General features: G+C 34.8%; 14 protein-coding genes. 9 read left to right on the forward strand and 5 right to left on the reverse strand.

The features are described 5' to 3' along the window. Nucleotide 1 precedes the first annotated feature (1 nt). A complete protein-coding gene (locus tag FT986_RS09975) occupies nt 2-1,417 on the reverse strand; it encodes a choice-of-anchor B family protein (protein WP_147864903.1) in 1,416 nt (471 codons plus the stop codon). A 67-nt stretch (nt 1,418-1,484) separates the two neighbouring features. Between FT986_RS09975 and thiL the strand changes: the two genes are divergently transcribed. Then, nucleotides 1,485-2,543, forward strand: coding sequence for a thiamine-phosphate kinase (gene thiL / locus FT986_RS09980; protein WP_147864904.1), 1,059 nt, complete (start codon nt 1,485-1,487; stop codon nt 2,541-2,543). 216 nt (nt 2,544-2,759) lie between these two features. Here thiL and FT986_RS09985 read toward each other — a convergent pair whose 3' ends face one another. Next, nucleotides 2,760-3,416 (reverse strand): hypothetical protein, encoded by a 657-nt coding sequence (locus FT986_RS09985; RefSeq protein WP_147864905.1) that lies wholly within the window; start codon nt 3,414-3,416, stop codon nt 2,760-2,762. A gap of 101 nt (nt 3,417-3,517) precedes the next feature. Here FT986_RS09985 and FT986_RS09990 point away from each other — a divergent pair, with 101 nt between their 5' ends. Continuing rightward, entirely contained in the window at nt 3,518-4,846 is a 1,329-nt protein-coding gene (locus tag FT986_RS09990; RefSeq protein WP_147864906.1) for an aspartate kinase, read from the forward strand. Between the two features lie 115 nt (nt 4,847-4,961). Here FT986_RS09990 and FT986_RS09995 read toward each other — a convergent pair whose 3' ends face one another. After that, nucleotides 4,962-5,729, reverse strand: coding sequence for an alpha/beta fold hydrolase (locus FT986_RS09995; RefSeq protein ID WP_147864907.1), 768 nt, complete (start codon nt 5,727-5,729; stop codon nt 4,962-4,964). A gap of 47 nt (nt 5,730-5,776) precedes the next feature. Between FT986_RS09995 and FT986_RS10000 the strand changes: the two genes are divergently transcribed. Next, nucleotides 5,777-7,330, forward strand: coding sequence for a serine hydrolase (locus FT986_RS10000; protein ID WP_255505942.1), 1,554 nt, complete (start codon nt 5,777-5,779; stop codon nt 7,328-7,330). Nucleotides 7,331-7,890: 560 nt separating this feature from the next. On the opposite strand, the gene FT986_RS10005 is transcribed toward FT986_RS10000, so the two are convergent. Further along, nucleotides 7,891-9,183 (reverse strand): aminopeptidase P family protein, encoded by a 1,293-nt coding sequence (locus tag FT986_RS10005; RefSeq protein ID WP_147864908.1) that lies wholly within the window; start codon nt 9,181-9,183, stop codon nt 7,891-7,893. A gap of 192 nt (nt 9,184-9,375) precedes the next feature. On the opposite strand from FT986_RS10005, the gene FT986_RS10010 reads away from it, so the two are divergent. From FT986_RS10010 to FT986_RS10025, 4 genes are all read left to right on the forward strand, one after another. Next, nucleotides 9,376-10,038: a succinate dehydrogenase cytochrome b subunit gene (locus FT986_RS10010; protein WP_147864909.1), complete on the forward strand. Its 663-nt coding sequence runs from the start codon at nt 9,376-9,378 to the stop codon at nt 10,036-10,038. Between the two features lie 11 nt (nt 10,039-10,049). Then, complete coding sequence (locus FT986_RS10015; RefSeq protein ID WP_147864910.1) at nt 10,050-12,053, forward strand: fumarate reductase/succinate dehydrogenase flavoprotein subunit; 2,004 nt, start codon at nt 10,050-10,052, stop codon at nt 12,051-12,053. 75 nt (nt 12,054-12,128) lie between these two features. Continuing rightward, complete coding sequence (locus FT986_RS10020; protein ID WP_147864911.1) at nt 12,129-12,875, forward strand: succinate dehydrogenase/fumarate reductase iron-sulfur subunit; 747 nt, start codon at nt 12,129-12,131, stop codon at nt 12,873-12,875. A gap of 83 nt (nt 12,876-12,958) precedes the next feature. After that, the gene (locus tag FT986_RS10025; RefSeq protein ID WP_147864912.1) at nt 12,959-14,104 is read left to right on the forward strand and encodes a methionine aminotransferase; all 1,146 of its coding nucleotides are present in this window, start codon (nt 12,959-12,961) and stop codon (nt 14,102-14,104) included. Nucleotides 14,105-14,106: 2 nt separating this feature from the next. On the opposite strand, the gene FT986_RS10030 is transcribed toward FT986_RS10025, so the two are convergent. Beyond that, nucleotides 14,107-15,048, reverse strand: coding sequence for an NAD-dependent epimerase/dehydratase family protein (locus FT986_RS10030; protein WP_147864913.1), 942 nt, complete (start codon nt 15,046-15,048; stop codon nt 14,107-14,109). Between the two features lie 140 nt (nt 15,049-15,188). On the opposite strand from FT986_RS10030, the gene FT986_RS10035 reads away from it, so the two are divergent. Both FT986_RS10035 and FT986_RS10040 read left to right on the forward strand, forming a co-directional pair. Beyond that, nucleotides 15,189-15,782, forward strand: a complete 594-nt coding sequence (locus FT986_RS10035) for a hypothetical protein (RefSeq protein ID WP_147864914.1) — start codon at nt 15,189-15,191, stop codon at nt 15,780-15,782. Next, nucleotides 15,779-16,003 (forward strand): nuclear transport factor 2 family protein, encoded by a 225-nt coding sequence (locus FT986_RS10040; RefSeq protein WP_147864915.1) that lies wholly within the window; start codon nt 15,779-15,781, stop codon nt 16,001-16,003. Before FT986_RS10035 ends, FT986_RS10040 begins: the two co-directional genes overlap by 4 nt. Nucleotides 16,004-16,063: the final 60 nt, after the last annotated feature.

Here is a 16,063-nt window from a genome sequence, read left to right on the forward strand (position 1 = left end):
ATTATTCTACTATGAGTTTCTTAGTAGTTAAATTATTCACTTTTACCACATACATTCCTTTAGATAGGGAAGAAACATCTATTGATTTTGTTTTCAAATCTATAGCACTAGCATTTTTCACTTTTTGCCCCAACATATTAAAAACTTCTATTTGATCAATTCCCCTTCTACTTAATGAAAAGAAAACTCTGTTTTTCGCTGGATTTGGCCACATAGATAATTCAGCTTTATTATATTCTTCTGTACTAAAAGTTCCGCTTTTACGAATTATAAATAAGCCTCTATTAATATCTGAAAGTATAATATTTTCGCTATCAAAATAAGGGTAAACACTCCATACTCCATCAAAATCTGCCGCATCATTAGCTGGATGCGTATCAAAAAAACCTATTTCGTTTACGACTTGATTCTGAATCCCTGAAATATCAGCAATTCTAACTCCCGCATTATAATTTGAAATATAAGCCAAATCACCTTTTACATAGTAATTATGATCTATTGCAGCGGTGGGGCCAAAAAATTCAAAGAAGAATGCAGGGTTGTCTAGATCTAGAAAATCAAATACGACAGCACGACTGTTAAATCCATACTGAAGCTCATCATATTCATCTCCTAAGATAAAATAACGTTCATCTTTCGTAAACCAGCCTTGGTGGGTATATCCCGTATTTACGTAAGAAATAGTTGAAATCGGAATTACATTCGAAGGATTAGTAACATCTAAGATGACAACTTCATCTTCATTACTTCCTATAAAAATTTGTTTATCTGTATAATCTGAATCTGGCCCAGTATAAGTTACAACTTGAGAGTCGTGAGTATAATTACTTGCAGAATATCCTCCTGCAAAAGCTGGAGTTAATGGATTAGAAATATCTATCATATGCAAACCCCCGTTAAACGTAGATGTACCCACAGCATATGCCACTGGTGTATCCTCATTAATTACAATATTATGAGCATTTCCGAATTGATTGTAGTGCGCATCTTCTGTAAAAGTAATTGGCGCATTAGGAACATTTCTCAATCTTGTGAGATCAAAAACTTGCATCCCGTGACCCTGAGCTTCACTTACAATAAAAGCATAATTACCATACACTTTAATATCTCTCCAAGTACTCGATGAAGTATGTGTTGGTAATTTCCCTAAATATTCAACATTAACTGGATCTGTAATATTAATAAATGCTGTGCCATTATCTAAACCAATTAACGCATATTCTTTATTATCTTGAGGATCTGTCCAACCCCAAATATCGTTTGCTACAGAGGCATTCATAGTTGACAAATCTATTCTACTCATTAAATCATAATCATTGCAAGGAAATTGACCTGCAAATCCGTTTTGACAGATGGTTTGCGCATAGAGTGTTATAAAAGGAAATAAAAGTGTTAAGGAAAGTAGAGTTTTCTTCATTAAAGTGTATTTAAAAACATTATTTTTGTAACCAATACAAAGTTAACGCTAAATTATTTAAAAACGTATGTTTGAAGACAATAGCCCCAAAACGAGTTTATCTGAATTAGGAGAGTTTGGCCTTATAGACCATCTTACTAGATTTGTTGAGCTGTACCAACCCTCTACTCTTAAAGGAATTGGAGACGACGCTGCCATCATCGATCATGAAAACTTTGCTACTGTCGTAACTACAGATATGCTTGTAGAAGGCGTGCATTTTGATTTAGCCTATATGCCTTTAAAACATTTAGGCTATAAAGCCGTAATGGTGAATTTATCTGATATATATGCCATGAACGCTGAAGCTACCCAACTTACAGTTTCTATTGCGGCATCTAACCGTTTTCCTGTAGAGGCTTTAGAAGAATTATATGCAGGAATAACTTTAGCTGCCAAAACATATAACGTAGATGTCATTGGTGGCGACACCACTTCCTCTACTTCTGGATTGGTAATTAGCATCACAGCATTAGGGAAAGCTGAAGCGGAAAAAATTACCAAACGTGATGGCGCAAAACCTAATGATTTATTAGTAGTAACTGGTGATATCGGCGCCGCTTATATGGGACTGCAAGTTTTAGAACGCGAAAAGCAAGTATTTAAAGTTAATCCTAATGCGCAACCCGACTTAGAACCTTATTCCTATTTAGTAGAAAGACAATTAAAACCTGAAGCCAGAAAAGACATTTCCAGTCTATTAGCTGCTTTAGAAGTACAACCTACTAGTATGATAGATATTAGTGATGGTCTTTCTTCTGAAATCATACACCTTTGTAAAAACTCTAAAGTGGGGGCTAACCTTTTTGAGGAGAAAATACCTTTAGATCCTGCTGTAATTTCGGTTTGCGAGGAGTTTAATATAGATAGCACTACAATTGCCTTAAACGGAGGTGAAGATTACGAACTTTTGTTTACTGTCGATCAAAAAGATTTTGATAAAATTAAAGGCAATCCAAATTTCACCATCATCGGTCATATGACAGAAGAACGTGAAGGAATGCATTTAGTGACTAGAGGAAATCAAAAAATACCAATGAAAGCCCAAGGCTGGAATACATTTGGAGATGCTAATGATGAAGATTAGTCTTTTTTAATTTATTGACAAGAAATTTTATCAATAACGGCAACACGAAAACAAAAATTGCTAAAAATATAGAATAACCGATTGTTTCAGACATTCCATAGTAAAGCACCAGAAAAAATACGATAGCAGCTATTAAATACAAGGTTATTTCCAGTTTTTTCATATCACTCAATATATTAAATCAAAAATTTAGGAAAAAATTTAAACTATATACCTTTAGTTTTTCAAACTCTTAATTACGCTAAAGGCTTTTTCTATAACACTGTCTTCTACTAAGATAGTAATTTCGTTACTTGTAGAAACCACCTCGTAAACCGCAATCCCATTCCACGCTAAGTGTTTAAAAAATTGATAGTACAAGCCTGCAATCTTATAATTATTTTGTGGCAATTGCACACTTATCGCCGATAGATTTCCTCGTCTGCTTAGGATAATTTCATTTTTAAAAATCTTATCTGCTTTCTCTTTTTCAGAGCCAGAAATCATAATATTACTTTCTACCAATCCTCTAGTAAAAGCATAAAACAAATGCGGATTAGAAGCTACATAATCTAAAAGCAAGCTATGACTTTCAATTAGGGAAACCGAATTTTTAAATGTAAAAGCATACAAATTAGATCTCAATGTAATATCTCCCATTTGACGCAATGCCTTTTTTACGTGAGAAGTACTTTTCACATGAGACGGAGTTTGGTAACGCCTAAGAGCCATCATAATAGCTCCCACTTTTACGGGCTTACGCAACATTTCGCTAATGGGTTCTCTCAACTCCTCCGCTAACGCACTATAATTAATGATTTTTCGCTCTAAAGCCTCTTCCAAAAAAGACTGGTTTACTAAGATTTCTTCGACACATTGTACTATTGTTTTCATTTGTTAATTATATAACATATTGTGTTAAATTAGTCAAATTTAAACAATTTTAAGGCAACAATCATCCTCTATTCTATATTTGAAGCCAAATAACAGATGCTATGTTGGTGTTAAAATTTGGAGGAACTTCAGTGGGCTCTATCCAAAATATAAAAAAAATACAGGAAATTGTCGATGATGGGCAACCCAAAGTGGTTGTTTTATCTGCTATGAGCGGTAGCACCAATACATTAGTTTCTATTGCTGAAGCTATTCAAAATCAAGAACAAGAAAAAGCTTCTCAACTTATTTTAAAATTAAAAGATCATTACACTTCTACTGCATTTCAGCTACTAGAAGAAAATGAAACTTATCAATTGGTCGCAGGCCATATTAACACCATGACTGCGCAATTATTAGGTTACTCATATAGTCCCTATCAAGATTCTTTTACTGGTAAAATTTTAGCACAAGGAGAATTATTTTCTACTCTTTTAGTCCATCATTATTTTAAATCTCAAGGTTTATCATCAGCTCTGATTTCTGCTTTAGATTTTATGCGAGTGGATAAAGAAAATGAACCCGATCAATTTTATATACAACAAAACTTAGCCAGACTTTTAAAAGGTTACCCCAATAACCAAATTTTTGTTACCCAAGGTTTTATTTGTTTAGATGCTAACGGAAATATTTCTAATCTCCGTCGTGGCGGAAGTGATTACTCGGCCACAATTATTGGAGCTGCTTTAAAAGCTAAAGAAGTGCAAATTTGGACCGATATTGATGGATTTCACAACAATGACCCCCGTGTAGTAGAAGACACCACCTCTATCGCTCAACTTTCATTTAATGAAGCTGCCGAATTAGCCTATTTTGGTGCTAAAATATTGCATCCGCAAACCGTTATTCCTGCTAGAGAAAAAAATATTCCAGTAAGGCTTAAAAATACTATGCAACCTACAGCCTTGGGTACATTAATTTCTACCGAAAGAAAAGGGGAAGGCATAAAAGCTATCGCCGCTAAAGATGACATTACCGTGATTAAAATAAAATCTGAAAGGATGTTACTTGCCCATGGTTTCTTAAAAAAAGTATTTGAGATTTTCGAGAAGTACGAAACTTCAATTGATATGATAACCACCTCAGAAATAGCCGTTTCTTTAACCATAGACCAACCTACTTATATTAAAGAAATCACCTCTGAATTGGAAAAATTTTCTACTGTAGAGGTAGAAAGCAACAAAAGTATTGTCTGTTTAGTGGGAAACAACATTGTTCATCATAAAGACACGCCTAAGCTATTTCAAATCTTACAAGATGTTAGCGTAAGAATGATAGCTTATGGAGGCAGTAATAATAACATATCACTGCTTATAAACACCCCCGACAAAGCTACAACCTTGCAACTACTTAACCAGTATGTTTTTACCAAAGCAAGGTTAGTACATTAACCCAAAACCAGCCCTTTTTACTTCAACTAAAACAGGGAAAAAACCAGCTCTTAAGAGCTGGTTTTTTAATTGAAACTAATTTCTATTCCTAAATCCAAATTTTTTCATTTAATGTCTACTTTAAAAACCCTAATAACTCCTCATTTGCTTCTAAATGTGTCATATGTCCACCTTTAAAAGTTTTAAGTTGAGTATTGGTTTTTTTGGCGAGTTGTTGTAAACTTTCTAAAGTGACAATTTCATCTTCTTCGCCTGCCAAGAATATTTTCTCTCCTGTGAAGTTTTTCAAGATATGGGTTCTATCTTTTCTAGCTTTCAAACCTTCCATCGCGGCAACAATATGTTCGGTAGGGAGTTGTTGCGCTTCTTTTACTAAAGCATTAATTTTTTCTCTCAATTGCTCTCGGCTTTCTTTTCCAAATAAATTGGTAATCGCCATACTTATAAAAGCATCTTTATTTTGTTTTACCAAGCGTATAGCTCTATTTCTATTAGCTACACGTTCGTGAGAATCGGCTAAAGGTGTTGAATTTAAAAGCAGTAATTTTTCTATCCTTAACGGAAATAATTCCGCGAAAGCGAGAGCTACATAACCGCCCATAGAATGTCCTAAAAATGAAGCTTTTTCTATCTGCAAATGATCAAGAACGTAAGAGACGGTTTGCGCCATTTCCTCCATGGTATGAATATAACCCAAACGTTCGGTATTTCCGTGCCCTAATAAATCTATCGTAATGACTTGATAGTTTTTTTCTAAAGCAGGAATTACATTTTCCCACATCGTAGAGTTTTCTAAAAAACCGTGCAATAAAACGATTGCTTCTCCCTTTCCTTGAGCCGTAAAGGCAATTTGTATATTTTTGTAAGGTATAAATTTTTGCATGCGGCAAAAATAGATTCTTTTCTTATCCTAAAAAACAATATTTCTCTATGAAAATGCTAAAAATCTTATCGCTAAGCTTCTGCTTATTTAGTTTCACCCTTACGGCGCAGATAAAAGAAAAAAAATTAGATCGACTAATTGAAAATACCTTAAAAACATTTGATGTTCCCGGTATATCTGTAGGGATCGTAAAAGAAGGTAAAGTGATTTACGCCAAAGGCCACGGTGTACGTTCATTAGCCAACAAGAAAGATATGAATAAAAATACGCTAGTAGGTGTTGCTTCTAACAGTAAAGGTTTTACGTGTTTTGCTTTGGCAATTTTGGTGGATGAAGGAAAATTAGATTGGAATGATAAGGTGAGAAAACACATTCCAGAATTTAAAATGCCAGAAGATTTTGTTACGGAAGAATTTACAGTAAGAGATTTAGTAACGCATCGCAGCGGTTTAAGCCTTGGAGCAGGAGATCTTATGTTTTTCCCTGAAGGTGGAGATTTTACTATTGATGATGTTTTAGCAAACGTTAGCAAATTAGAGCCCGAAAGTTCTTTTAGAAGTGAATTTAAATACAACAACAACATGTTTATTATCGCTGGTGAGGTGATTCACCGAGTAAGCGGATTAACTTGGGAAGAATTTATCGAAGAGCATATTTTACAACCTGTTGGAATGAAGAACAGTAAAGCTGCTTATAGCCGAGTGACCGATAAATCTAATATCATCGACGCCCATACGAGAACAGAAGGAGAAGTAATTCAAATTCCGCATGATTGGAGCGATCTTGCCAATCCTGCTGGAGGAATTATGAGCAACGTGACCGATATGTTAACTTGGGCAGAGTTTTTAATGAATGATGCCGTGACTAAAAATGGAGTGCGCATATTAAGTGAAGAGCAAATGCACGAATTATGGCAATTACAAACTCCATTACCTGTAAGCAAAAACAATTCTTATGACACTCATTTTTCGGGGTATTCTTTAGGTTGGTTTGTGAGTGATGTAAAAGGAGGTTACAAACAAGTAACGCACACGGGTGGTTTATTAGGAACAGTAACACAATTTACCTTAATACCAGAATTGGATTTAGGGATTGTGGTATTAACCAATCAAATGATTGGTAGCGCTTTTAGCACCATTACCAATACGGTTAAAGATAGTTATTTAGGATATAAAGACCGAAATTGGTTAGAAAAATACGGGAAAAGAAACGCTGATTGGATTGCAAAAAATGACAGTATTAAAAAAGCGGTTTATCAACAAGTAAAAGAATTTAGTACAAGTGATAAGGTTTTAAACACCAATCAAATTACTGGAACCTACGAAGATGCTTGGTTGGGTAAATTTTATATTACTGAAGAAGCTAAGAATTTAAAGATCACTTCTGAAAGAAATTCAGAGCTTACAGCAGAATTGCTTCCTTATAACACGACAACCTATGTGGCTAAATGGAAAAATAGAAGTTTTGATGCCGATGTGTTTGTATTGTTCAGTTTAGATGAATATGGAAAAGCACAATCTGCCACTATGAAATACATCGCTCCTATCACCGATTTTAGTTTTGATTTTGGAGACTTACACCTAAAAAGAGCTAAAGAATAACTTCGCTTCCGCGGAAGCAAAAACAGAATAAAAAAAAGCTATCCGAGAAGTTAATTTTCGTCAACCTGAACTTGATTCAGGTTCTCATACAGATTTTAGATCAATATGATGAGATTCTGAAATAAACCTACTAGCTGGCTGGCATGTTTAGAAGGGAGGCCCTTTAAATTTCTGCAACTGTCCTACTTTCTCTAAATTTAAATAAAATAATATTGCTTATTATCCCTAATTATTCTACAACTAATCCATACTCAAACCACACTGAGTCCACACTCTAACCACACTTTAGTACAAAAACTGTGGTTTCAATATATTTAGACTATGTATAGCTTGTTTTTAATATATTTACAACTTTTAAGTAAGTTTCGTATATATAGAAAAACAAGTTAAAACGCAGGATATAACAAAAACGTCTGTAATTCTAGTTTTCAACAATAGTTTATAAGCAGAGGTAAATTTTACAATACCATACTTATTAATATTATTAAAAGAAAGCGATCAAGTCAAAAGTAAATTCTTGACTTGATCGCTTTAAATAATTGTCTTCGTTTTTTATATTTTTATTGATTCATTAAATCTTCAATCTCTTCGGCTTCAATAGGAATATTACCCATCAAATTCACTGGAGACCCTTTCTCTTGAATAACCAAATCATCTTCCAAACGAATTCCGAATCCTTCTGCAGGAATATAAATTCCTGGTTCTACGGTAAACACTTGATTGGCTTGCATTGGTTCGTGTAAGATTCCATAATCGTGTGTATCTAAACCAATGTGGTGAGAAGTCCCGTGCATAAAGTATTTTTTATACGCTGGCCAATCTGGATCTTCATTTTGCACATCGGCTTTATCTAAAAGACCTAGATCTAAAAGCTCTGAGGTCATTAATTTACCTACTTCTACATGGTATTGTTCCCAGAATGTTCCTGGCACCAACATATCTTGTGCTATATTTTTTACTTTATTAATCGCATTGTAAACTTCTTTTTGTCTTTTAGTAAAACGACCAGATACCGGTATCGTTCTAGACATATCACTAGAATAATTAGCATACTCCGCTCCTACATCTAATAAAATAAGCTCACCTTCTTTACATTGCATTTTGTTTTCAATGTAATGCAAAACATTAGCGTTTTGCCCTGAAGCCACAATAGGAGTGTAAGAAAATCCTCGAGAACGATTACGTAAGAACTCGTGCATAAATTCAGCTTCAATTTCGTATTCCCAAACACCAGGTTTCACAAAATCAAGAACACGTCTAAAACCTTTTTCAGTTATGTTACAAGCCTGTTGCATCACCTCTATTTCTAAAGGATCTTTTACTGAACGTAAACGTTGTAAAATAGGATTACTTTTTGCCGTTTGGTGCGCAGGGTATTTTTCTAATAACCACTTATTAAAACGAGTTTCTCTAGTTTCAGTTTCTACATTAGCTCTGTAATGCTCGTTCGTATTGATGTAAACCGTATCGCATTGTGACATTATCTCGTGCAATACTTTATGTAAATCTTTTAACCAGTAAACCGTTTTTACACCAGAAGCCTCAAAGGCTTTTTCTTTGGTATACTTTTCTCCTTCCCAAACAGCAATGTGTTCGTTGGTTTCCGTTAAGAAAAGAATTTCACGGTGCTTTTCTTTAGGAGCATCAGGAAAAAGTAGTAAAATACTACTGTCTTGGTCTATTCCGCTTAAGAAATACAGATTTCTATCTTGCTGAAACGGGATGGTACTATCTGCACCAATAGGATAAATATCGTTGGAGTTAAAAATCGCTATACTCGATGGCTTCATTTGTGCCATAAAGTTCTTGCGATTTTTTATAAATAAATCTTTCTTAATAGGTTGATATCTCATAAAACTTGAATTTTTTCAAAAATAAACAATCCTAATTGAATAAAAACTCTAAGCGATTAAATTAACTTTAGCCTAACAGCAGCAAAAACTTGTTAATACTTATTCTAAATAACATCAAAGAGACGTTAAAGTTTGTCTATAAACCAATACCCATGTATTTTTGTATAAATTTTATTTAAATAACCAAAACCAATGGGTGGAATTATAAAATCGTCTGTAGCAAGAAAATTTGCTATGGCTCTTTCAGGACTATTTCTTGTCTTTTTCTTATTACAACACTTTACCATTAACTTTACATCGGTCATTAGCCCCGATATATTTAACGAGTTATCTCATTTTATGGGAACTAACTTTGTGGTACAAGCATTATTACAACCAGTTTTAATTTTTGGAGTAATTTTCCATTTTATTATGGGATTCATCTTAGAAATTCAAAACCGTAATGCAAGAGGTGTAGGCTACAAAAACTATAATGGAAACGCTAACTCTAGCTGGATGTCTAGAAACATGATTTACTCTGGAGCAGTAATCTTAGCTTTCTTAGGTCTTCACTTTTATGATTTTTGGTTTCCAGAAATCTCTCACAAGTACATACACGGTTTACCAGAAGATCCTACAAGATACTATGAAGAAACCATTGTAAAGTTTAAAGACTTATGGAGAGTTATTTTGTATGTAGTGTCGTTTATCTTTTTAATGTTACACTTATTACACGGTTTCGCCTCTTCTTTTCAGTCGGTAGGATTCAATAATAAGTATTCAAAAGGACTACAAGGCTTCACTAAAGCTTTTGCTATCATTATACCATTAGGGTTTATTTTTATAGCACTATTTCACTATATTAATCAACTATAATACGTAAGATTATGTCAATTTTAGACTCAAAAATACCAGAAGGTCCTTTGGCCGATAAATGGACTAAACACAAAAACGAAATTGATCTGGTAAACCCAGCCAACAAGCGTAATATAGATGTGATTGTTATTGGTACCGGTTTAGCAGGTGGTAGTGCTGCAGCTACGTTAGCAGAATTAGGTTACAATGTAAAAACGTTTTGTTACCAAGATTCTCCGCGTCGTGCACACTCTATTGCCGCTCAAGGTGGTATTAATGCCGCAAAAAACTATCAAGGAGATGGTGATTCTAACTACCGTTTATTTTATGATACAGTAAAAGGTGGAGATTATCGTTCTCGTGAAGCTAACGTTTACCGTCTAGCGGAAGTATCAGGTAATATTATTGATCAATGTGTAGCACAAGGAGTTCCTTTTGCTAGAGAATATGGAGGTCTTTTAGATAACCGTTCATTTGGAGGAGTACTAGTATCTCGTACCTTTTATGCTAAAGGGCAAACAGGACAACAGCTTCTATTAGGAGCTTATTCTGCAATGAATCGCCAGATCAATCGTGGTAAAATTCAATCTTACAACCGTCATGAAATGATGGATTTAGTTTTGGTTGATGGAAAAGCGAGAGGTATTATTGCCAGAGATATGGTCACTGGAGAAATTCAGCGTCATTCAGCTCACGCGGTGGTATTAGCATCGGGAGGTTACGGTAACGTATTCTTCTTGTCGACTAACGCTATGGGAAGTAATGTAATGGCTGCTTGGAGAGCTCACCGTAGAGGAGCTTACTTTGCAAACCCTTGTTATACACAAATTCACCCAACTTGTATTCCTGTATCGGGAGATCATCAGTCAAAATTAACTTTGATGTCTGAGTCTCTTCGTAATGATGGAAGAATTTGGGTTCCGAAGAAAAAAGAAGATGTTATCGCTATCCGTGAAGGTAAAAAGAAACCGACCGATTTAAGCGAAGACGAAAGAGATTATTACTTAGAAAGAAGATATCCTGCTTTTGGTAACCTAGTACCTCGTGATGTAGCTTCTAGAGCTGCAAAAGAGCGTTGTGATGCTGGTTATGGTGTGAATAAAACCGGAGAAGCTGTTTACTTAGATTTCGCTAGTGCTATTGAGCGTTACGGAAAAGAGAAAGCATTTACTTCAGGACATAAAAACCCTACGGAAGCAGAAATTACAAAACTAGGAAAAGAAGTTATTGAAGCTAAATATGGTAACCTTTTCCAAATGTATCAAAAAATTGTAGATCAAAATCCATACGAAACTCCAATGATGATTTACCCGGCGGTACATTATACAATGGGAGGTCTTTGGGTAGATTATAACTTACAAACTACCATTCCTGGTTGTTATGCTGCAGGAGAAGCAAACTTCTCTGATCACGGCGCTAACAGACTTGGTGCTTCTGCCTTAATGCAAGGTTTAGCCGATGGTTATTTTGTACTTCCATATACGATAGGTGATTACCTTTCTAAAGATATTAGAACAGGAAAAATCTCTACCGATTCTCCAGAATTTGAAGCTGCAGAAAAAGACGTTACCGATAGAATCAATCGTTTAATGAATGCTAGCGGAAAGCACTCTGTAGATCACTACCACAAACTTTTAGGTAAGATCATGTGGAACAAATGTGGAATGGCTAGAAACGCTAAAGATTTAGAAGATGCTTTAGAGGAAATCAAAGCCTTACGTGAAGATTTTTGGGCTAACGTAAAAGTTACTGGTAAAGCTGGTGATAAAAACGCAGAGCTTGAAAAAGCTGGTCGTGTAGCCGATTTCTTAGAACTTGGAGAACTTTTTGCTAAAGATGCTTTACATAGAAACGAATCTTGTGGAGGTCACTTTAGAGAAGAGTACCAAACTGAAGAAGGAGAAGCATTAAGAGATGATGAAAACTTCAAGTACGTTGCTGCTTGGGAGTACACAGGAAATCCGCGTGATGCGAAATTGCATAAAGAAGAATTAAAGTTCAACAATATTGAGCTAAAAACGAGAAGTTATAAATAGATACCAGTGTTGAGAAATGAGATGTTACATAATAGCGACTCAATACTCAATACTCAATACTAAAATCTAAACTATATGAAACTTACATTAAAAATATGGCGCCAAGATAATGCCAAGACCAAAGGAAAGATGGTAGATTATCCTATCGATGGTATCGAAGGAGATATGTCTTTCTTAGAAATGCTAGATGTACTGAATGAGGAATTGGTAGCCAAAGGAGAAGAGCCTGTAGAATTTGATCACGATTGTCGTGAAGGAATATGTGGTTCTTGTTCTCTACAAATAAACGGGGAGCCTCACGGGCCAGACCGTTTAATTACTACTTGCCAATTACACATGCGTTCATTTAAAGATGGTGACACTATCACTATTGAACCTTTTAGAGCAAAAGCTTTCCCAGTAGTGAAAGATTTAATTGTAGATCGTGGTTCTTTTGATCGCATTCAGCAAGCAGGAGGTTATGTATCTGTAAATACTTCTGGTAATACGGTAGACGCAAATGCTATTCCTGTAAATAAACAAAATGCAGACGACTCTTTTGCTGCCGCTACGTGTATTGGTTGTGGAGCTTGTGTTGCGGCTTGTAAAAATGCAAGTGCTATGTTATTTACATCGGCTAAAGTATCTCAATACGCATTATTGCCTCAAGGACAAATAGAAGCTACTGAGCGTGTACAAGCGATGGTTAGACAGATGGATGAAGAAGGATTCGGAAACTGTAGTAACACTGGTGCTTGTGAGATTGAATGTCCTAAAGGAATTTCTTTAGAGAATATTGCTCGCATGAACAGAGAATACATGAGTGCTACAAGCAAGGGATAATCCTTTTTAAATTATATTTTAAAACCCCAAATTCTTTTGAATTTGGGGTTTTTTGTTTTTATCTTTTCTGAAAAATCAATTTCATGAAGTTACCAAACTCTAAACTGCCTCATCTAGGAACCACTATTTTTACAAAAATGAGCAAACTGGCGCACGAGCATAAAGCCATTAACTTGTCTCAAGGTTTCCCAGATTTTAGTCCAGATCCAATATTATTAGACGAAGTAACGAAAGCAATACATTCAGCAAAAAATCAATACGCGCCTTTGCAGGGGATTTTCTCTTTACGCCAGACTCTTTGTTATAAACTCAATAAACTTTACGGAAGTAATTACCAACCCGAAACCGATATTACACTCACCGCCGGAGCAACACAGGCTATTTTTACAGCGATCTCTGCTTTTGTAAAAGCTGGTGATGAAGTAATCGTATTTAAACCCGCTTACGATTGTTATGAACCTGCTATTGAGCTTTACGGAGGTAAACCAGTGCTTATTCAAATGCAGGCACCCAATTACCAAATTGATTGGGAAGAAGTAGCAGCTAAAATCTCTTCTAAAACTAAAATGATTATCATTAACTCTCCGCATAATCCTAGTGGTAAAATACTTCAGCAAAAAGATTTAGAAAAATTACAACAGTTGGTTAAGGATACGAATATTATTATTTTAAGCGACGAAGTTTATGAGCATCTGTTTTACGACAATCAAAAACATTATAGCGTAGCTAGATTCCCACAATTAGCCGAACGTTCTTTTATCACGTATTCTTTCGGAAAAACCTTTCACGTTACGGGATGGAAATTGGGCTATTGCGTAGCTCCCAAAGAACTTATGAGAGAGTTTAATAAAGTACATCAATACAATGTATTTTGCGTCAACCATCCTATGCAAGTAGCCATTAATGCTTATTTACAAAATGAGAAGCATTATTTGGGCTTAGCAGAATTTTATCAGCAAAAAAGAGATTTTTTCTTATCGCTAATTAAAGACTCACGCTTAAAGTTTACTCCTAGCCAAGGCACATATTTTCAAACGGCTTCTTACAAAAATATAACCCACGAAAAAGACACCGATTTTGCCTTACGATTAATTAAAGAAAAAGGTTTAGCTACTATTCCTATTTCTGTATTTAATAAAAATCAACAAGATGACTCTATGTTGCGGTTTTGCTTTGCTAAAAAAGAAGAAACTCTAAAAGCTGCTGCAGAAATTATAAATAAACTATAGGTTTAATCTCTTAAACCGTCTAGCATAGTTTTGGTCATTTTATTGATGTCGTATTCGTGTTTCCAGTTCCAATCTTTTTGAGCCTGAGAATCATCGATACTTGAAGGCCAAGAATCGGCTATAGGTTGTCTAAAATCTGGAGCGTAATCAATGGTAAATTCTGGGATCTCTTTTTGAATACTTGCAGCTAATTCTTTTGGAGTAAAACTAATTCCGCCAAGGTTATAAGAAGAACGTATGCTTAAGTTATCGGCTTCAGTTTCCATTAATGAAATAGTTGCTCGAATAGCGTCATCCATAAACATCATTGGCAAAGCGGTATCTTCACTTAAAAAAGATGTGTATTTTCCTTCTTTTAAAGCTTCGTGATAAATCTCTACAGCATAATCTGTAGTTCCACCACCAGGCAAGGTTTTATAACTAATTAAACCAGGATAACGAATGCTTCTTACATCTACACCATATTTATTATGGTAGTATTCGCACCAGCGTTCGCCAGTTTGTTTACTTATTCCATAAACAGTTGTTGGCTCCATAACGGTAGTTTGTGGTGTATCAAACTTAGGTGTTGACGGACCAAAAACAGCAATACTCGATGGCCAAAATAATTTACTTATCTTTTTATCTTTAGCTAAATTCAATACATTAAAAAGTGAATCCATATTCAAATTCCAACCACGCATAGGGAATTTTTCTGCCGTAGCGCTTAACATCGCCGCCATTAAATAAACCTCATCTATCTCATAATGCATGACAATGTCTTCAATGCCTTTATAATTGGTTGCATCTAAAGTTTCAAAAGGACCAGATGACATTAAAGACTCACTCCCTTCACGAATATCACTTGCAATGACATTTTCATTACCGTGTTTTTCACGCAATGCCAATGTAAGTTCTGTTCCTATTTGTCCGCAAGCTCCTATAATTAAAGTCTTTATTGCCATAATAAATCTGAAAGTTTAAATGTATTCTACAATTGTTTATCCTTTTCAAAAGAACGACTTTTAAACGTTAATACAAAATTGAAAATCTTAAATTGGACACCTTAAAAAATTACGTATCTTTCGAACGATTTAAATTTCTTATGACAAACTTTAAAAATCTAATTTTCAACTCTTTATTCTTCAGTTCTATCTTTTTAGCGATAAGTTGCAATAGCGATCAAAAAGAGGAGAAAGCCCTTCAGAATTTTCAAGAGAAAAAAGCCGCTCAATTAAAAGAAAATGTAAGCATCTCTAATATAAAAAGTGTTTCGCTTTCCGCGGAAGCTAAAGATAGCGTTTCCCAATGGCCAGAGTATTTAACTTTTGAAAATGAAATTGCAGGACTTCAAAACTCAAGCATACAAGAGATAGTAAACACCAGTAATAACTTAAAGGAAACCAGCGCAGGATTAATCTCTACTATTCCGCCAATTTTCAAGGAAATCCCTATTCAAGCACGAATTAATGTCTTGTATACTAAGGCAAGTGTTCTAGTACAGGAATCTTCAAAAACCAATTTTGATAATGAAGTTATTACACAAAAAACAAAAGAGCTTATTATCGCTTTTCAAGATTTAAAAATACAGTTAAATGAAGTTTTCTTAAAAACCTTAGAAGAGTTTGAAGAAGAAATAGAAAAACGTATTCAAGAACAAGATAGCATTCAGCAAATCAAAAAAGACAGTGTTTCATGAAAAACTATTCTTTCTTTATCTTAATCTTACTTCTTAGCATTAATCTATCTGCTCAAAACGCTGAAAAGGAAATTACACAAGTACTGGATAATTGGCATAACGCTGCGGCGGAAGCTAATTTTAAAACTTATTTCTCTTTAATGACAGATGATGCCATATTTATTGGCACTGACCCTACAGAAAACTGGAACAAAAAAGAGTTTATAGAGGTCAGTATATAAATACTTATCTTTAAGGTCAATAAATATGATGTAATATGAACATTTTTAAAGGACAAAACC

This window comes from Mesonia sp. K4-1, assembly GCF_008017825.1.
Lineage (GTDB): Bacteria > Bacteroidota > Bacteroidia > Flavobacteriales > Flavobacteriaceae > Mesonia.